This is a genomic window from Ruegeria sp. BHSB172, assembly GCF_059613165.1.
Genome location: NZ_JBXWRZ010000020.1, coordinates 12,089 through 28,939, shown reverse-complemented (window position 1 = coordinate 28,939; position 16,851 = coordinate 12,089). Strand labels below are relative to the sequence as shown.

Sequence of the window (16,851 nt, the reverse complement as noted above, 5' to 3'; positions counted from 1 at the left end):
GACAGAGGGCAGGGGCCGGGGCAAGCGTGACCTTACGGGAAACCGCTCAGCCCAGGGCCTGCTGCGTGCGCGGGCAGGGCTGACCGTCGTAGAACGCATCCAGAACCGCCTGGAATTCGGGGGGCGCATCGGGCACGGTGCCGAACAAGGTCATGGACGACCGCAGCTTCTTGGCATCCACCTTGCTCAGAATCTCGGCCGGGTCCTTGCCGGCGTGGGTCAGCATCAGCCGGGCCACCTCGGTCAGGCGGCGGCGCAGTTCGGGGTGGGCCAGGTAGGCCGCAGCCTCGTCCAGATCCTCGATCCCGTAGAGCTGCGCCATGTGCGACTGGCCCAGCTCGGCCAGTTGCGGAAAGACGAACCAAATCCAATGGCTGGTCTTCCGCCCCTGTTCCAGTTCGCGCAGGACATCGGACCAGACCGTGTCCTGCGCTTCGATGAACATTTCCAGTTCGTCGTTTATGCCGCCATCCTCGGTCACTTGGACAACCGCTTGTCGCGCGCCGCCAGCAGCTTGAGCCGCAGGGCGTTCAACTGGATGAAGCCCGCGGCGTCTTTCTGGTCATAGGCGCCGGCGTCTTCTTCGAAGGTCACATGCGCCTCGGAATACAGCGAATGATCCGACCAGCGGCCCACGGTCGAGGCCAGACCCTTGTAGAGTTTCACGCGAACGGTGCCGGTGACGTGTTCCTGGCTCTTGTCGATGGCGGCCTGAAGCATCTCGCGCTCAGGGCTGTACCAGAAGCCGTTGTAGATCAGCTCGGCATATTGCGGCATCAGTTGGTCTTTCAGGTGCATCGCGCCGCGATCCATGGTGATGGATTCGATGCCGCGATGCGCTTCCAGCAGGATGGTGCCGCCCGGTGTTTCATAGATGCCGCGCGATTTCATGCCCACGAACCGGCCCTCGACCAGATCGAGACGGCCGATTCCGTGCTTGCCGCCGTATTCGTTCAGCTTGGTCAGCAGGGTGGCGGGGCTCATCGCCTCGCCATTGATGCTGACCGGGTCGCCTTTTTCAAAGCCGATCTCGATATATTCGGGCTCGTTCGGGGCGTCCTCGGGGTGGACGGTGCGCTGATAGACATAGTCGGGCGCCTGAACGGCGGGATCTTCCAGAACCTTGCCCTCGGACGAGGTGTGCAGCAGGTTTGCGTCCACCGAGAACGGCGCCTCGCCGCGCTTGTCCTTGGCGATCGGGATCTGGTGCGCTTCGGCAAATTCCAGCAGCTTGGTGCGGCTGGTCAAGTCCCACTCGCGCCAGGGCGCGATCACCTTGATGTCGGGGTTTAGCGCATAGGCCGCCAGCTCGAACCGTACCTGGTCGTTGCCCTTGCCGGTGGCGCCATGGGCCACCGCGTCAGCGCCGGTTTCCTTAGCGATCTCGATCAGGCGTTTCGAGATCAGCGGACGCGCGATGGACGTGCCCAGCAGATAAAGCCCCTCGTACTGCGCATTGGCGCGGAACATCGGGAAGACGAAATCGCGGACGAACTCCTCGCGGATGTCCTCGATATAGATGTTCTCAGGCTTGATCCCCAGCAGCTCGGCCTTCTGGCGGGCGGGCTCCAGTTCTTCGCCCTGACCCAGATCGGCGGTGAAGGTCACGACCTCACAGCCGTACTCGGTCTGCAGCCATTTCAGGATGATCGAGGTATCAAGGCCACCGGAATAGGCCAGAACAACTTTCTTGGGCGCGGACATCTGACTTCCCCTTATGCGTAAGACGATTGGCCCCTAGCGGGTTTTCGACGTGGGGGCAAGAAGCAGTGGGTTGACCGGGCGCTGCGAATAAGCGCACACCAGAGACAACCAAAGATTGTCAAAGGGGTTTTTTGAATGCTTGGATGGAAGATTTTCGCCCATTCGCTGCGGATGGTGTTCGGCAATCTGCCGCAAGTTCTGCAAATCGTTCTTGGTCCAGCCGTGATCGGAACCGTCGTAGTCATCGGGCTGTTTCTGGTGTCCGGCATTCCGGTCGAAGCCTTTGACGACAGCGATACAGGATTGCCGCCCGAGGTGAATCCGGCATCATTCATCCTGTTCATCATACTTCTGGCGATCGTGATGCTTGTCACCATGGGCTGGATCGCCGTGGCGTGGCACCGCTTCATCCTGCTCGAGGAGTATCCCAGTGGGCTTCTGCCGACCTTCCGGTTCGACCGCATCTTGGCCTATTTCGGGCGCGGGCTGATGTTGATACTCCTGTTTGCGATCGGATACCTGCCGATGCTTGTGATGATCGGAATGTTGGGCGAGGGCGCGATCGCGGTTTCGATATTTCTGACGATCCTTTACATCGTGTTCCTGATCGTCTGCTTCTATCGGTTGTCAATCATCCTGCCTGCGGCCGCCATCGGCCGTCCGATCACGCTGGGCGATGCGTGGAGCAACACCCAAGGCACCTGGGGCGCCATCCTCGTTTTGGTTCTGGTTTCGATCCTGTTCCAGTTCCTGGTGCAGCTGGCCGGTGGCGTTCTGTCGATGATTCCGGTTCTGGGGGTTCTGATCGCCGTGTTCTTCGGCATGGTGATCCTGCCGATGATCAGTGTCAGCATCCTGACCACGATGTATGGCGTGTTCATCGAAAAACGCGAACTGGGCTGATCGCCCGTACACCGATGTATTCCTTGCCCTTGTCGGCCTAATGGGGCAGGGAATGCGGCATGAGTGATTTCATGACCCGCGCCCGCGCCGCCGAACAGGCGATGCGCACCGTGTTTTCTGCAACCCCGTTGCAGCGCAATACTCATCTGTCAAAGAAATACGACGCCGACATCTGGCTGAAACGTGAAGACCTCAGCCCGGTGCGGTCCTACAAGATCCGCGGCGCGTTCAATGCCATGCGCAAACAGCAGGGGCAGGACCTGTTCGTCTGCGCCAGCGCCGGCAACCACGCGCAGGGCGTGGCGTTCATGTGCAAGCACATGGATGTGCGGGGCGTGATCTTCATGCCGGTCACCACGCCGCAGCAGAAGATCCAGAAAACTCGGATGTTCGGCGGCGACAACATCCAGATCCACCTGACCGGCGACTATTTCGACCACACGCTTGCCGCGGCTCAGGACTGGTGCGCGCAGCAGGGTGGGTATTTCCTGTCGCCCTTCGACGATGACGACGTGATCGAGGGGCAGGCCTCATTGGCCGTCGAAATCGAGGAGCAGCTGGGCGGCCTGCCCGATCACGTGGTGCTGCCGGTGGGCGGGGGCGGCATGTCCTCGGGCGTGGCGACGTGGTTCGGCGACCGCACTCACTGCCTGTTTGTCGAACCCGCAGGCGGGGCCTGTCTGCGCGCGGCGCTGGCGGCGGGCCATCCGGTGGCGCTGGACAAGGTGGACAATTTTGTCGACGGCGCGGCGGTGGGCCGGATTGGCGACAAGCCGTTCCGGCTGTTGCGTGACCGGCACCTGTCGGACGTGATCGTTCTCCCCGAGGACCGCATCTGCACCACTATGATCGAGATGCTGAACGTGGAAGGCATCGTGCTGGAACCCGCCGGCGCCCTTGCGATCGAGGCGGTGGGCGATGTCCAAAGCTTTGTGCGCGGCAGGACGGTCGTCTGCGTCACCTCGGGCGGGAATTTCGATTTCGAGCGTCTTCCCGAAGTCAAGGAACGCGCGCAGCGCTACTCGGGCGTCAAGAAGTACTTCATCCTGCGCCTGCCGCAGCGCCCCGGAGCACTGAAGGAATTTCTGAACATCCTCGGCCCCGAAGATGACATCGCCCGGTTTGAATACATGAAGAAATCGGCGCGCAATTTCGGCTCGGTCCTGATCGGGATCGAAACCGCCAAGCCCGAGAACTTTCTGCGCCTGTTCGCCCATCTGGACGATGCCGGTTTCGTCTATACCGACATCACCGAGGACGAGACACTGGCCCAGTTCGTGATCTGACCGCTCACAGGCTCTGCGCCAGTTCGGCCAGGAACGTCTTGCGCGACTCGTCGAAGGCGGCCAGGAGCGCGTCCAGATTCACCTCGGCGCCCTGGCCCGCCGCGGCCCGTCGCTCGCCATCCTGGCACAGCTTGGAGAAGGTTTCGAACCCGAGGCTCAGTGCGCTGCCCTTCAGGAAATGCAGGTTCTGCTCAAGCTCGCGCCGTTCGGTATCGGCCTGCAGGCGGTCGATGACCTCGCCCACCTCGTCCAGAAAGATGTGAACGACCTCATCGAACTCGTCGGGCCCGACCTCATCCCGCAATTGGCGCACCCTGGGCCAGTTTATCATGCCCGTTCTCCGCATTGACCCGTTTGTGACCTGACTACCGGGATCGGGTAAAGAGCACGTTAAGTCGGTCCCTGTGTGGTGGTGCCGGTTTTTCACCGGTTGTTAAGATTGGACGCTTAGCGTTTCTACACCCCGAATAGGAAGCGCAGAGGTCGGCGTGCGATTGCCCAGCCAACCAGAGATCAAGTCTGATCTGGATTTTGGTGCCATCCAGAACGTGCTGGTGGTGGATGACAGCCGCCTTCAGCGCCGGATCCTCGTGGCATCGCTCAAGAGATGGGGGTTCACCGTCATCGAGGCGGACAGCGGTGAAGAGGCGCTCGACCTGTGCAGGCAAGGTCTGCCCGATCTGGTGCTCAGCGACTGGGTGATGCCGGGGATGGGCGGGCTGGAGTTCTGCCGCGCCTTCCGACAGCTGGAAAAAGACGCGTACACCTACTTCATCCTTCTGACGTCCAAGAGCGAAAAGCAGGAGGTGGCGCGCGGCCTGGACGCGGGGGCGGATGATTTCCTCATCAAGCCGCTCGAGGCGGACGAACTGCGCGCGCGGATCTCGGCCGGTGCGCGGATATTGGGCATGCAGCGTGAATTGTCGGAAAAGAACCGGCTGATCGAAAAGGCCTTGTCCGAACTGCGCGCCGCACATGACTTGATCGACAAGGATCTCATGCAGGCCCGCAGCATCCAGGAATCGCTGGTGCCCGAGCTGACCCGGGAGTTTGGCCGCTCGCGCGTCAGCCTGTTGCTCAAGCCCTGCGGTCATATCGGCGGCGACCTCGTGGGCATGTTCTCGCCCGGTGCGAACCGGATCGGGTTCTACAGCATCGACGTGTCCGGGCACGGCATCACCTCGGCCATGATGACCGCGCGGTTGGGTGGGTACCTGACCAGCCAGCATTTTGACCAGAACGTGGCGATGGAGAAGCGGTTCAACAAGTTCTATGCACTGCTGCCCCCCGAACAGGTGGCCGAGACGCTGAATGCCCGCCTGATGGCCGATACCGGGATCGAGGAATATTTCACGATGGTCTATGCGATCGTCGATCTTCGGTATGGCCATGTGAAGATGGTTCAGGCCGGCCACCCGCACCCGTTGTTGATCCGTGCGGATGGTTCGATGCAGTTCATGGGCGACGGCGGTCTGCCGATCGGCCTGATCGATGGGGCGACCTTCCGAAAGATCGACTTCTACATGCAACCGGGCGACCGGTTGCTGTTGTATTCCGACGGGTTCACCGAATGCCGAGTGGCCGATGGCGGGCTGCTTGACGAAGATGGGCTGTGCAGGCTGGCGGGGGACTGTCTGGCCCAGCACAACGGCCCCGAGTTTCTGGACGACATGTTCTGGCGGCTCACCCAGTCGATGCCGCCCGGCGAAACGATGGATGATGACGTCTCGGCCGTGTTTTTCGAGTTCAACGGGAATTAGCGCTCCGAAAGGTGCAAGCGGGCGAAATGGCGGTCGCCGGCATTGCCCAGCATCTGGACCGCATCGCCCGCGTTCATCCAGACCGCCTCGTGAAAGGCTTCGGTCGGCGGCCCCTGGCGCCGCACCGGGCGGGCGCGATAGATCAGGCAGATCTTTTCGGCCCACAGGTCGTATTCAGGCATGTAGGTAAAGCGCCGGAACGCGCCGACCCGGCGGGGGGAGGCGATCGACCAGCCGGTTTCCTCGAACACTTCTCGATGCAGGGCGGTGACCGGGGATTCGCCCGGATCAATTCCGCCGCCGGGCAGCTGCAGATCGGGGCCGGGCTCGATCTGGCAGGTCAGCAGCAGGCTGCCGCCTCGGGGCAGCAGCGCATAGACTCCCACGCGCCGAGTATATCTGCGCCCCGGTTCCGGGGTTTCGCCGAACCGCCTGATCATGTTAAGAGCCCTTTCAACTCTGGATCTTCGACCTATATGGTGGCGGTATGCCAACCCGTGGCGTTTAAGGAAACCCCATGTCTTTTGGAACGAAAATCGCGTGGGACGATACCGTCCTGCCCTTTCAACTCGATGTCTCGGATATGCGCGGCCGTGTGGCGCGGCTGGACGGGGTGCTGGACGGCATCCTGAAACAGCACGACTATCCCGAACAGGTCGAGGCGCTGGTGGCCGAGATGGCCCTGCTGACCGCGCTGATTGGCCAGACCGTCGCGCTGCGCTGGAAGCTGTCGCTGCAGGTGCAGTCGAACGGACCGGTGCGAATGATCGCCACAGATTACTATGCCCCGCGCGAAGAGGGCCAGCCCGCGCAGATCCGGGCCTATGCCAGCTTTGACCGCGACCGGCTGACCGATGGCGCGCCGTTCGATCAGGTGGGCGAGGGGTATTTCGCGATCCTCATCGACCAAGGCAAGGGAACGCAGCCCTATCAGGGGATCACGCCGCTGACCGGCGGATCGCTGAAGGCCTGCGCCGAGTCTTATTTCGCGCAGTCCGAGCAGTTGCCGACGCGGTTCTCGCTGAGTTTCGGAAAATCGACCGAACCCGGAGCCGGCGAACGCTGGCGGGCAGGCGGCATCATGCTGCAGCACATGCCCAAGGCCTCGCCCTTCGTGGCCACGAATGACGGTACCGGCGACATCTTGACGGCGTCGGACCTGGTGGATGGCAATGAAGGCGAAAACTGGGACCGCGTGAACATCCTGCTGGATACGGTCGAGGATCTGGAAATGATCGGGCCGTCCGTGGCGCCGACCGACCTGCTGGTGCGTCTGTTCCACGAGGAACAGCCCCGTGTGTACGAGGCCCAGTCGGTGCAGTTCGGCTGCACCTGCTCCGAGGATCGCGTGCGTCAAAGCCTGTCTATCTACTCGGCCCAGGACATCGAGAAGATGACCACCGACGAAGGCACCGTCACCGCCGACTGCCAGTTCTGCGGCGCGCATTACGTGCTGGATCCGAAATCGGTCGGGTTCGAGGCCGAAGACCCGGATGACGGCTGACCTGATCCCGCGTCTGAGCGAAGCGCTGGCCCGACCGGGTGATGGGTCCAGCGACTTCGACCTCAATCCCGGCACGGTTCTGCCTGCGGGGCGCAAGCTGCGCCCGGCAGGTGTTCTGGTCGCCGTGGACTTGGTCCGTGGCGATCCGCGCCTGATCTTGACCAAGCGGTCCTCGGCCCTGAAACACCATCCGGGGCAGATCGCATTTCCGGGCGGCAAGCAGGACGACACCGATGCGGATGTGACCGCCACGGCCCTGCGAGAGGCGCAGGAGGAGATCGGCCTGCCGCCGGACCTGCCGCGCATTCTGGGTACCTTGCCGGTGCATGAAACCGTCACGTCATTTGCCGTGACGCCGGTGGTGGCGGTTCTGGAGCGCGGCTTTGACCCGGTGGCCGAACCCGGCGAGGTGGACGAGGTGTTTTCGGTTCCGCTTGCGCATGTGCTGAACCCTGCGAATTATGTGGTTGAATCGCGCATCTGGCGCGGAACACGACGGTATTTCTTCGCGGTGCCCTATGGCCCCTACTACATCTGGGGCGCCACGGCCCGCATGTTGCGCGGGTTGGCGGCACGGATGAGCGAATGATGCGGATCACCGAAGACTGGATCACGAACCCGGCCACACAGAACGTGTGTGCAGCGCTGACCGAGGGCGGTGCGCAGGCGTTGTTCGTGGGAGGCTGTGTGCGCAATGCGCTGTTGGGGGCACCGGTCTCGGATCTCGACATCGCCACCGATGCCCGCCCGCAGCAGGTGATGGATCTGGCCGAAAAGGCCGGGCTGAAGGCGATTCCGACGGGGATTGATCATGGCACCGTGACCGTGGTCAGCGACGGCATACCGCATGAAATCACCACCTTTCGTCGCGACGTCGAAACCGACGGGCGGCGCGCGGTCGTTGCCTTTTCCGACCAGGTGGAAGAGGACGCCGCCCGTCGCGATTTCACCATGAACGCGCTCTATGCCCGCCCCGACGGCAGCATTCTGGACCCGCTGGGCGGCCTGCCTGACCTGCAGGCGCGGCGCGTGCGGTTCATCGGCACGGCCGGGGATCGCATCCGCGAGGACTATCTGCGCTCGTTGCGGTATTTCCGGTTCCACTCTTGGTATGGCGACGCGCAGGCCGGGATGGACCCGGATGCTCTGGCGGCGATTGCGGCCGATCTGGACGGGCTCGACCGGCTGTCGCGCGAGCGGGTCGGGGCCGAGATGCTGAAACTTCTGGCCGCGCCCGACCCGGCTCCATCGGTGGCCGCCACGCGCAGCATCGGCGTTCTGGCGCATCTGCTGCCCGGCGCCGACGATCGGGCGCTGCCGATCCTGATCCATCTTGAATCGCAGGCCGGGCTTGCCCCCGACGCGCTGCGCCGTCTCGCGGTCATCGCAGGGCCCGAGGTTGCCGGGACTCTGCGCCTCAGCAAGGTGCAGCTGGCCCGCCTGACCCGGATCCGGGACGGGGCGCAGGGCGGTGCTGGGGCGGCCGAATTGGGATATCGGCTGGGCCAACCAGACGGACAGGACGCGGCCCTGCTGCGCTTCGCCTTTCTGGAACAGCCCTGGACGGCTGAAACGAGCGCGGCCGTCGAAAAAGGGGCGTCGGCGACCTTCCCGGTCAGGGCCGCCGATCTGCTCGGGCGTTATTCTGGCCCGGCGCTGGGCGCGAAACTGGCCGAACTGGAAAGCCGCTGGATCGACTCGCATTTCACGCTGGACCGGGACGCGTTGCTGCAAGATTGACGGGAAGTCTCAAAAGGGGATGACAAGTCCTTGGGTTTCCGGCTAGGGTGCGCCTGTCTCATGGATGGAGGACTGCGAATGTATTACGGGATCTGGTTCGGCTAAAGCCAGAACACCTGACCCGTACGGGTGGTGTTTTGGCGCCATCTGCTTTCGCATTTTCAATTTTACTGCTCGATCGGAGCACATCCATGTTTCGCTATTTCGAAAACCTCGTTGACCCTTTTGTTGCCTATGAAGAGGTCGACACGCCGCCGACACGGCTGTGGCCCTTCATGCTGGATTATTCCCGCCCTTTTCGGCGCGTCTTCTTCTGGGCCGCGCTGATGTCGATCATCGTGGCCGCGGTCGAGATCGGGCTGATCTATTACATGGGCCGGGTCGTCGACCTTCTTGGCGGATCGCCGTCCGAGGTCTGGCAGGCCCACGGGACCGAGCTGGTTCTGGTCGCGCTGTTCATCCTGTTCCTTCGCCCGATCCTGCATGTGCTGGACGTATTGCTGCTGAACAACGCGATCCTGCCCAATTTTGGCACACTGATCCGCTGGCGGGCGCACAAGCACGTTCTGCGCCAGTCGGTCGGTTGGTTCGAGAATGATTTTGCCGGGCGCATCGCCAACCGCATCATGCAGACCCCGCCCGCTGCGGGCGAGGTGGTGTTTCAAGTGTTCGATGCGATTTCGTTCTCGCTGGCCTATCTGATCGGCGCGGCGATCCTGCTGATGGCCGCCGATCCACGCCTGCTGCTGCCGCTGCTGATCTGGTTCGCGCTCTATGCGCTGCTGGTGCGCTGGACGGTTCAGCGGGTGGGACCGGCCTCGCAGGCCGCGTCCGATGCGCGGTCCACGGTGACGGGCCGGGTAGTGGACAGCTATACCAACATCCATTCGGTGAAAATGTTCGCCCATGCCCAGCAGGAACTCGATTATGCGCGCGAAGCGATCGAGGAGACCCGGCGCACCTTCCAGATCGAAATGCGTATCTTCACCATCATGGATGCCGTTCTGGTCGCGCTGAACGGCGTGTTGATCATCGGTGTGGTCGGCTGGGCCATTTACCTGTGGATGCAGGGCAGTGCCTCGGTTGGGGTGGTGGCGGCGGCCACCGCGCTGACGCTGCGGCTGAATGCCATGACCGGCTGGATCATGTGGGCGCTGACCAGCTTCTTCCGCCAGCTGGGCGTCGTGGCCGAGGGGATGGAGACCATCGCCCAGCCCGTCGACCTGCTGGATGCGCCCGGCGCCAAGCCGCTGCAACTGACCGATGGCCGGATTGAGATCCGCGACCTGTCGCACCACTATGGCCGCGAGACCGGCGGGCTGGATCATGTCAATCTGACCATCCAGCCGGGCGAAAAGGTCGGCTTGATCGGGCGGTCGGGGGCCGGGAAGTCGACCTTGGTCAAGCTGTTACTGCGGTTCTACGACGTGGAAAGCGGCGCGATCCTGATCGACGGGCAGGACATCCGCACCGTCACCCAGGACAGCCTGCGCCGCAATATCGGCATGGTTCAGCAGGACAGTGCGCTGCTGCACCGCTCGGTGCGCGACAACATCCTGTATGGCCGGCCCGATGCCACCGAAGACCAGATGATCGCCGCCGCCAAACAGGCCGAGGCGCATGACTTCATCCTCGATCTGCAGGACCCGCAGGGCCGCACCGGCTATGACGCCCATGTGGGCGAGCGCGGCGTCAAGCTGAGCGGCGGGCAGCGGCAGCGGGTGACGCTGGCGCGGGTGATTCTGAAGGACCCGCCGATCTTGTTGTTGGACGAGGCCACATCCGCCCTAGATTCCGAGGTCGAAGCCGCAATCCAGGAGACGCTGTACGGCATGATGCAGGGCAAGACCGTGATCGCCATCGCGCACCGGCTCAGCACCATCGCCCAGATGGACCGCATCCTGGTGATGGACGGAGGCCGGATCGTCGAGGAAGGCACCCATGCCGATCTTTTGGAGCAGGGCGGTCTTTACGCCCAGTTCTGGGCGCGCCAATCTGGCGGCTTCATGAACCCCGGGGCCGCGGACGAGGCAGCAGAATGACGGTCGCAGACCTGATCAAACCGTTTGAACCCACCCAGACGCCCCCGCCGCAAAGGCTGGGGGCGTTCGTTCGCTGGTGCCTGACAGGGGCCTGGCCCATGTTGTTCGCCGCTGCGCTGTTTTCGGCCCTTGCAGGTGCAATGGAGGCCGGAACCGCCTGGATTCTGGGCTGGGTGATCGACATGGCGACCGCCAGCGGGCCCGAGAACTTTCTGACACCGCGAAACCTGTGGATGATCCTGGGCGCCGTGGCGTTCTTTATGTTGATCCGGCCGCTGCTGTTCGGGCTGTCCTCGGTGTCGAACAACTATATCGTCATGCCCAACATCCCGCCGCTGGTGCTGGCAAAGCTGAACCGTTGGACGCTGGGCCAGTCGGTCGCCTATTTCGACGACGATTTTGCCGGCCGCATCGCGCAGAAACAGATGCAGACGGCCAATGCGCTGACATCGGTCGTATCGGAGACCATCAGCGCCATCGTCTTTGCCCTCGCCTCGCTTGTCGGATCTTTGCTTTTGTTAGGGTCTATTCACCCCTTGGTCATGCTGCCCTTCGTGGCTTGGCTGGCGGTGTATTTCCTGCTGGTGCGCTGGTACCTGCCGCGCATTCGCACACGCTCGGCCGCGCGGGCCGGGGCGCGGGCGATGGTGTCTGGACAGGTAGTGGACACGATCACCAACATCAAGACGGTCAAGCTGTTTGCCAATTCCGAGTTCGAGGATCAGGCCGCTCGCGACTCGATGGTTGCGCTGCGCGACAAGTCGCTGGCCTTCGGCAAGCTGTCGGCCAGTTTCCGGTTCATTTTGATGACGTTGGCGGGGCTTCTGCCGGTTCTGCTTTTGGGCGCCACCTTGTGGCTTTGGCAGGTCGGGTCGGCGACCACCGGGGATATCGTGGCGGCGGGCGCCATCTCGATTCGCATCGCACAGATGACGGGCTGGGTCAGCTTCACCCTGATGGGGATCTACGCCCATGTGGGCGAGATCGAGAACGGCATGAAAACCCTGGCGCGGCCCGACCGGGTCGACGATGCGCCGGACGCCACCGAGCTGGCAGCGCCCGAGGGCCGGATCGAGTTCCGCGATGTCAGTTTTGCCTATGGTCGCGACGTGGGCGGGGTCTCGGACCTGACGCTAACGGTGCAGCCGGGGGAGAAGCTGGGGATCGTCGGCGCCTCGGGGGCGGGCAAATCCACCCTGGTTTCGCTGCTTCTCAGGCTCTACGACAGGGAAAATGGCCAGATATTGATCGACGGGCAGGACATCGCCCGCGTCACGCAGGACAGCCTGCGCCGCCAGATCGGCATGGTCACGCAGGAAACCGCGATGTTCAACCGCTCGGCCCGCGACAACATCCTGTACGGCCGACCCGATGCCACCGAAGACCAGATGATCGCCGCGGCTAAAAAGGCCGAAGCGCATGGCTTTATCCTCGATCTGCAGGACGGGCAGGGGCGCAAGGGATATGACGCGCATCTGGGCGAGCGCGGCGTCAAGCTGAGCGGCGGCCAGCGGCAGCGCATCGCGCTGGCCCGCGCGATCCTCAAGGACGCGCCGATCCTCGTGCTGGACGAGGCGACCTCGGCGCTGGACTCCGAGGTCGAGGCCGCGATCCAGACCGCGCTGCACCGGGTGATGGAGGGCAAGACCGTTCTGGCCATCGCCCACCGCCTGTCCACCCTCAGCGAGATGGACCGGATCATCGTTCTGGATCACGGGCGCATCGTGGAGAGCGGGCCGCATGACACCCTGCTGGCGCAGGGCGGGCTGTATGCGCGGTTCTGGCACCGCCAGTCGGGCGGGTTCATCCAGACCGAGGCCGCCGAATAAGGGTTTTGTTGGCGCATCAGCCCGGCTATCAGGCAGGCCATGACGCAGGAATACACCATTCTCCGCCTCGGGCATCAGGGCGACGGCATCGCCGCGGGCCCGGTCTATGCCCCCCGAACGCTGCCTGGCGAGCGGGTCAGCGGCCTGCTGGACGGCTCGGAGCTGACCGATATCAAGGTGCTGACGCCGTCGGACGATCGGGTCAAACCGCCGTGCCGCCACTACAAAAGCTGCGGCGGCTGCCAGTTGCAGCACGCCTCGGACGCCTTCGTGGCCGATTGGAAGGTCGAGGTGGTGCGTACCGCGCTGGCTGCTCAGGGGCTGCAGGCCGAGATGCGCCCGATCCTGACGTCGCCGCCGCAGTCGCGTCGCCGCGCCACCATCGCGGTGCGCCGCACCAAGAAGGGCGCGCTGGCGGGGTTCCACGGCCGCGCCTCGGACGTGATCACCGAGATTCCTGATTGCCAGCTGCTGGACCCGGCGCTGACCGCCGCCATCCCCGTGGCCAAGGCGCTGGCCGAACTGGGCGGCAGCCGCAAGGGCGTGTTGTCTGTCACCCTGACCTTATCCGAAGCCGGGCTGGACGTGGCGGTGCAGGGCGGCAAACCTCTGGACGGCCCGCTGGAACTGGCGCTTGCGCAGGCGACCGAGCAGCACGGCTTGGCGCGGCTGGCCTGGGATGGCGAGGTGATCGCCATGCGCAACCCACCCGCACAGCGCTTCGGTCCGGCCACGGTGGTCCCGCCGCCGGGGGCCTTCCTTCAGGCCACGAAAGATGGAGAACAGGCTCTAACACAGTCAGTTTTGGAGATTGTTGGCCCAGCCAAGCGGGTGGTTGATCTGTTCGCGGGCTGCGGCACGTTCTCGTTGCCGCTGGCGCAACTGGCTGAGGTTCATGCCGTTGAAGGCGCGGCTGATATGACCCGCGCGCTGGACCAGGGCTGGCGCAAGTCCACGGGATTGAAACAGGTCACGACCGAGATGCGCGACCTGTTCCGCCGCCCCTTGATGCCGGACGAGCTGCGCCGCTTCGACGCCGTGGTTCTGGACCCGCCACGCGCCGGCGCCGAGGCCCAGGTGGCCGAGCTGGCTCAGGCCCGCCGTCCGGTCATCGCCTATGTGTCCTGCAACCCTGTGACCTTCGCGCGGGATGCAAAAATTCTGGTTAAGGCGGGCTATGCCCTTGAATGGGTCCAAGTGGTTGACCAATTTCGATGGTCATCCCACAGCGAACTGGTGGGCAGCTTCAAACTGGCAGAGAACCCATGACCCGACAGGAGACCCTTCGCATGACGATCCGGCAGCGCCTGCAGGCCTTTGTCGAAAACCCGCGATTTGCGCAATTCATCACCGGCGTCATTCTGGTGAACGCGGTTCTGCTGGGCATGGAAACCTCGGACACGCTGATGGCGAAGTTCGGGCCGGTGATCGTGCTGCTCGATACCATCTGCCTGACCATCTTCGTGGCCGAGATCGCGATGAAATTGGTGGCCAACGGGCGCCGGTTTTTCCTCAATGGCTGGAACATTTTCGATTTCGTGATCGTCGGCATCGCCCTAGTCCCCGGCGGCGCCGGCATTTCGGTTCTGCGCGCGTTGCGGATCTTGCGGGTGCTGCGGGTGATCTCGGTTGCGCCGCGTCTGCGCCGGGTGGTCGAAGGGTTCATCCAGGCGCTGCCGGGCATGGGCAGCGTGTTCCTGCTGATGGCGATCCTGTTCTATATCGGCGCGGTGATATCGACCAAATTGTTCGGCGACAGCTTCCCCGACTGGTTCGGAGACCTCGGCCGCTCAGCCTATACCCTGTTCCAGATCATGACGCTGGAAAGCTGGTCGATGGGCATCGTGCGCCCGGTGATGGAGGTCTATCCCTATGCCTGGCTGTTTTTCGTGCCATTCATCATGGTCACAACCTTCGCGGTGGTGAACCTGCTGGTCGGTCTGATCGTGAATTCGATGCAGGATGCCCACCACGCCGAGGAAGGCGTCAGGACCGATGCCTATCGGGACGAGGTGCTCGAGCGGCTTGACTCGATCGAACGCCGCCTGACCGAACATATGAACAGCAAAAAGTGATTTCCGTTTCCGCCGGATTTTGGCATGATGCTGCAAAACGAGCAGGCAGTGAAATCATGGATCGTCGAGCATTTGGATTGGGTGCACTGGCAACACTGAGCCTTTCGGCTTGTGGAAGTGGGGGCCCTCGATTTCTGACCTACAACGGACCCGAGGTGACATCCATCGTTGTGAACAAGGGCGCGCGCAAGATGTACCTGCTGCATCACGAGCAGATCTTGCGCGAGTATGATGTCGAGCTTGGCTTCGCTCCAAGCGGCACAAAGGTCAAGCGCGGAGACGGCCGCACACCCGAAGGCACCTATCTGATCGACCGCCGCAACCCTCGCAGCCGATATCACCTGTCGGTCGGAATTTCCTATCCAAACGCGCAGGACGTCGCCAAGGCCAAGTCGATGGGGGTCGATCCCGGCGGCGACATCTTCATCCACGGCCAGCCGAACCTGCGCAAAGAGCGCAAGCGCGCGAAAAAGACCCCGGACTGGACCGCAGGCTGCATCGCCGTCAAGAATGACGAGATCGAAGAGATCTATGCCATGGTCAAGCCCGGCACGGTCATCACGCTGCGTCCGTGACCGGCCGCCAGTCGCCGAAACCGAACTGGACATAGTCGCGCTGATAGGCATCGGCCGCCAGCGCCTCGAGCCGGGCATCGTAGATCTGTTCCAGCCTGTAGGGCGCATCCGGCTCTAACGGGGGCGGCGCGGGCGGTGCGCCGTGGCCAAACCTGCGCGCAAGATCCGGCAGGGCGGTTGCCATCTCATCCTCGCGCAGGATCAGGTCAGGCTGGGCAAAGGCGGCGATGCCCTCCAGCACCTGCGCCTGGCTGCACCACAGCCCATCCACCCGGATCGGGGTCTGCCCCGCGAGGTTCAGCTTCAGAAACTCCAGAAACGCGGCAAAGGCCGCATGATGCTGATCCAGCGTATAATTATGTTCGCGCAACTGCCCCGGAATGGGCAGTTTGAACCGATTGCGCAGCGTGTAGCGGATGGCGGCATAGCTGCCCGGCCCGGTGGCAAGGATCTTGTTGCAGAATGTAGTATGAGCGCGGGCCAGCGGGTGTCGCAGCACGGTGAATTTGCGATGCCCCGGGCGCGTCTTCATCCAGCGGCGCACCTGTTGCTGGTTGCGCCGGGTCAGCAGCCCGTCGGGCGGGCAGCCGTCCAGCGCGGCAAGCCAGTGGGTCACCGCCTGCTCGGGTCCGCCGCGCACCGGCAGATATATCAGCGGCGTGTCTGGAGCCGCGACATAGCGGGGCACGCCGGGGCCGCGGCGCGGTTCGAAACTTGGTGGGCGGTGCAGGTTGAACCAATCGGTGTCGCGCAGCGCCTGTTGCATTTCCTCGGGGTTCGAGACCTTGGACAGGGCGGGTGCCGGATTCTGCGGTTTTAGGTCGGGGGCCAGCCGATCCAGCCGCGCAGCCACACCCAGCCAGGCGGCCAGCCCGTTCAGAACCTCCAGATCCGACAGGTCGTCATATCCGATGTGGAAAGCAACCTGTCCGGTGCGTTGCAGGTGGTTCAAGACCGCAAGGCGATGCTCCTGTCTCCGGTCCAGATAGTCGGCGAATTCCTGCGGATCGAAGGGCACCGTCGCATCGCGCCGCTGTTTCACGTTGGTCAGCTTCCACTGCTGGGTGGCGCGGGCGATCTTCAACGAGATGTAGCTGTCCAGCGGGTTGCGGGTCAGGATGATTTTGGCGCAGCGCGGATCGTCCAGCGCCAGCGCCAGCGCGCGCGGGTCGTGCGACGGAAAAAACCGGAACCCGTGCAGGCCGCCCGGTGCCCTGCGCACGGCCTGGATCACCGCGGCGGGGTCCTGGTCGCGCTGGTCGATGGAGAAACCCAGAACATGGGTCTCTTTCGGGTACCCGATAAAATGCGGGTTGAACAGCTCGCCATGGCAGGTCACGCCGTCCAACGCGTTCAAATGCGTCTCGAGTAGGTTCGAGCCGGTGCGCATGTCGGCCAGGATGATGAAATGGTCAAACGGGTTGGGCATTCCG

At 63.4% G+C, this 16,851-nt stretch carries 16 protein-coding genes; 11 read left to right on the top strand and 5 right to left on the bottom strand.

Features of this window, described 5'->3' with window-relative positions; translation table 11 throughout:
• Window positions 1-46: 46 nt before the first annotated feature.
• Together AC2FM3_RS10915 and AC2FM3_RS10910 are read right to left on the bottom strand one after the other, a co-directional pair.
• Complete coding sequence (locus AC2FM3_RS10915; RefSeq protein WP_496681650.1) at window positions 47-445, bottom strand: DUF1810 domain-containing protein; 399 nt, start codon at window positions 443-445, stop codon at window positions 47-49.
• Between the two features lie 32 nt (window positions 446-477).
• A complete protein-coding gene (locus AC2FM3_RS10910) occupies window positions 478-1,704 on the bottom strand; it encodes an argininosuccinate synthase (protein WP_170373152.1) in 1,227 nt (408 codons plus the stop codon).
• 135 nt (window positions 1,705-1,839) lie between these two features.
• On the opposite strand from AC2FM3_RS10910, the gene AC2FM3_RS10905 reads away from it, so the two are divergent.
• Complete coding sequence (locus AC2FM3_RS10905; RefSeq protein WP_496681598.1) at window positions 1,840-2,607, top strand: hypothetical protein; 768 nt, start codon at window positions 1,840-1,842, stop codon at window positions 2,605-2,607.
• A gap of 59 nt (window positions 2,608-2,666) precedes the next feature.
• A complete protein-coding gene (gene ilvA / locus AC2FM3_RS10900; protein ID WP_496681596.1) occupies window positions 2,667-3,893 on the top strand; it encodes a threonine ammonia-lyase IlvA in 1,227 nt (408 codons plus the stop codon).
• 4 nt (window positions 3,894-3,897) lie between these two features.
• Here the strand turns inward: ilvA and AC2FM3_RS10895 are convergent, their stop codons facing one another.
• On the bottom strand, window positions 3,898-4,224 hold the full coding sequence (locus tag AC2FM3_RS10895) for an Hpt domain-containing protein (RefSeq protein ID WP_496681594.1): 327 nt from the start codon (window positions 4,222-4,224) through the stop codon (window positions 3,898-3,900).
• 163 nt (window positions 4,225-4,387) lie between these two features.
• Between AC2FM3_RS10895 and AC2FM3_RS10890 the strand changes: the two genes are divergently transcribed.
• Window positions 4,388-5,653, top strand: coding sequence for a PP2C family protein-serine/threonine phosphatase (locus AC2FM3_RS10890; protein ID WP_496681649.1), 1,266 nt, complete (start codon window positions 4,388-4,390; stop codon window positions 5,651-5,653).
• Here AC2FM3_RS10890 and AC2FM3_RS10885 read toward each other — a convergent pair.
• Window positions 5,650-6,093: an NUDIX hydrolase gene (locus AC2FM3_RS10885; RefSeq protein WP_496681593.1), complete on the bottom strand. Its 444-nt coding sequence runs from the start codon at window positions 6,091-6,093 to the stop codon at window positions 5,650-5,652. The two genes, AC2FM3_RS10890 and AC2FM3_RS10885, sit on opposite strands and share 4 nt — an antisense overlap.
• A 77-nt stretch (window positions 6,094-6,170) precedes the next feature.
• Between AC2FM3_RS10885 and hslO the strand changes: the two genes are divergently transcribed.
• The 8 genes from hslO to AC2FM3_RS10845 all read left to right on the top strand — a co-directional run bounded on the left by hslO (window position 6,171) and on the right by AC2FM3_RS10845 (window position 15,418).
• On the top strand, window positions 6,171-7,157 hold the full coding sequence (gene hslO, locus AC2FM3_RS10880) for an Hsp33 family molecular chaperone HslO (protein WP_496681592.1): 987 nt from the start codon (window positions 6,171-6,173) through the stop codon (window positions 7,155-7,157).
• On the top strand, window positions 7,147-7,746 hold the full coding sequence (locus tag AC2FM3_RS10875) for a CoA pyrophosphatase (RefSeq protein WP_496681590.1): 600 nt from the start codon (window positions 7,147-7,149) through the stop codon (window positions 7,744-7,746). Before hslO ends, AC2FM3_RS10875 begins: the two co-directional genes overlap by 11 nt.
• A complete protein-coding gene (locus tag AC2FM3_RS10870) occupies window positions 7,743-8,897 on the top strand; it encodes a CCA tRNA nucleotidyltransferase (protein WP_496681589.1) in 1,155 nt (384 codons plus the stop codon). Before AC2FM3_RS10875 ends, AC2FM3_RS10870 begins: the two co-directional genes overlap by 4 nt.
• A gap of 191 nt (window positions 8,898-9,088) precedes the next feature.
• Entirely contained in the window at window positions 9,089-10,939 is a 1,851-nt protein-coding gene (locus AC2FM3_RS10865) for an ABC transporter ATP-binding protein (protein ID WP_496681588.1), read from the top strand.
• Complete coding sequence (locus AC2FM3_RS10860) at window positions 10,936-12,768, top strand: ABC transporter ATP-binding protein (RefSeq protein WP_496681586.1); 1,833 nt, start codon at window positions 10,936-10,938, stop codon at window positions 12,766-12,768. Before AC2FM3_RS10865 ends, AC2FM3_RS10860 begins: the two co-directional genes overlap by 4 nt.
• A 39-nt stretch (window positions 12,769-12,807) precedes the next feature.
• Window positions 12,808-14,037, top strand: coding sequence for a class I SAM-dependent RNA methyltransferase (locus tag AC2FM3_RS10855; RefSeq protein WP_496681585.1), 1,230 nt, complete (start codon window positions 12,808-12,810; stop codon window positions 14,035-14,037).
• A 20-nt stretch (window positions 14,038-14,057) separates the two neighbouring features.
• Window positions 14,058-14,843 (top strand): ion transporter, encoded by a 786-nt coding sequence (locus AC2FM3_RS10850; RefSeq protein WP_496681584.1) that lies wholly within the window; start codon window positions 14,058-14,060, stop codon window positions 14,841-14,843.
• Window positions 14,844-14,899: 56 nt separating this feature from the next.
• Window positions 14,900-15,418, top strand: coding sequence for a L,D-transpeptidase family protein (locus AC2FM3_RS10845; RefSeq protein ID WP_496681582.1), 519 nt, complete (start codon window positions 14,900-14,902; stop codon window positions 15,416-15,418).
• Here AC2FM3_RS10845 and AC2FM3_RS10840 read toward each other — a convergent pair.
• Window positions 15,402-16,847 carry a nodulation protein NodH gene (locus AC2FM3_RS10840; RefSeq protein WP_496681580.1) on the bottom strand — a complete coding sequence of 482 codons (1,446 nt, stop codon included), beginning with the start codon at window positions 16,845-16,847 and terminating at the stop codon, window positions 15,402-15,404. The two genes, AC2FM3_RS10845 and AC2FM3_RS10840, sit on opposite strands and share 17 nt — an antisense overlap.
• Window positions 16,848-16,851 lie beyond the last annotated feature (4 nt).

What these genes read in the sequence shown, in the direction of transcription:
- AC2FM3_RS10915 (WP_496681650.1), bottom strand. Translation starts at nt 445, where the DNA reads ATGTTCATCGAAGCGCAGGACACGGTCTGGTCCGATGTCCTGCGCGAA.
- AC2FM3_RS10910 (WP_170373152.1), bottom strand. Translation starts at nt 1,704, where the DNA reads ATGTCCGCGCCCAAGAAAGTTGTTCTGGCCTATTCCGGTGGCCTTGAT.
- AC2FM3_RS10905 (WP_496681598.1), top strand. Translation starts at nt 1,840, where the DNA reads ATGCTTGGATGGAAGATTTTCGCCCATTCGCTGCGGATGGTGTTCGGC.
- ilvA (WP_496681596.1), top strand. Translation starts at nt 2,667, where the DNA reads ATGAGTGATTTCATGACCCGCGCCCGCGCCGCCGAACAGGCGATGCGC.
- AC2FM3_RS10895 (WP_496681594.1), bottom strand. Translation starts at nt 4,224, where the DNA reads ATGATAAACTGGCCCAGGGTGCGCCAATTGCGGGATGAGGTCGGGCCC.
- AC2FM3_RS10885 (WP_496681593.1), bottom strand. Translation starts at nt 6,093, where the DNA reads ATGATCAGGCGGTTCGGCGAAACCCCGGAACCGGGGCGCAGATATACT.
- hslO (WP_496681592.1), top strand. Translation starts at nt 6,171, where the DNA reads ATGTCTTTTGGAACGAAAATCGCGTGGGACGATACCGTCCTGCCCTTT.
- AC2FM3_RS10875 (WP_496681590.1), top strand. Translation starts at nt 7,147, where the DNA reads ATGACGGCTGACCTGATCCCGCGTCTGAGCGAAGCGCTGGCCCGACCG.
- AC2FM3_RS10870 (WP_496681589.1), top strand. Translation starts at nt 7,743, where the DNA reads ATGATGCGGATCACCGAAGACTGGATCACGAACCCGGCCACACAGAAC.
- AC2FM3_RS10865 (WP_496681588.1), top strand. Translation starts at nt 9,089, where the DNA reads ATGTTTCGCTATTTCGAAAACCTCGTTGACCCTTTTGTTGCCTATGAA.
- AC2FM3_RS10860 (WP_496681586.1), top strand. Translation starts at nt 10,936, where the DNA reads ATGACGGTCGCAGACCTGATCAAACCGTTTGAACCCACCCAGACGCCC.
- AC2FM3_RS10855 (WP_496681585.1), top strand. Translation starts at nt 12,808, where the DNA reads ATGACGCAGGAATACACCATTCTCCGCCTCGGGCATCAGGGCGACGGC.
- AC2FM3_RS10850 (WP_496681584.1), top strand. Translation starts at nt 14,058, where the DNA reads ATGACGATCCGGCAGCGCCTGCAGGCCTTTGTCGAAAACCCGCGATTT.
- AC2FM3_RS10845 (WP_496681582.1), top strand. Translation starts at nt 14,900, where the DNA reads ATGGATCGTCGAGCATTTGGATTGGGTGCACTGGCAACACTGAGCCTT.
- AC2FM3_RS10840 (WP_496681580.1), bottom strand. Translation starts at nt 16,847, where the DNA reads ATGCCCAACCCGTTTGACCATTTCATCATCCTGGCCGACATGCGCACC.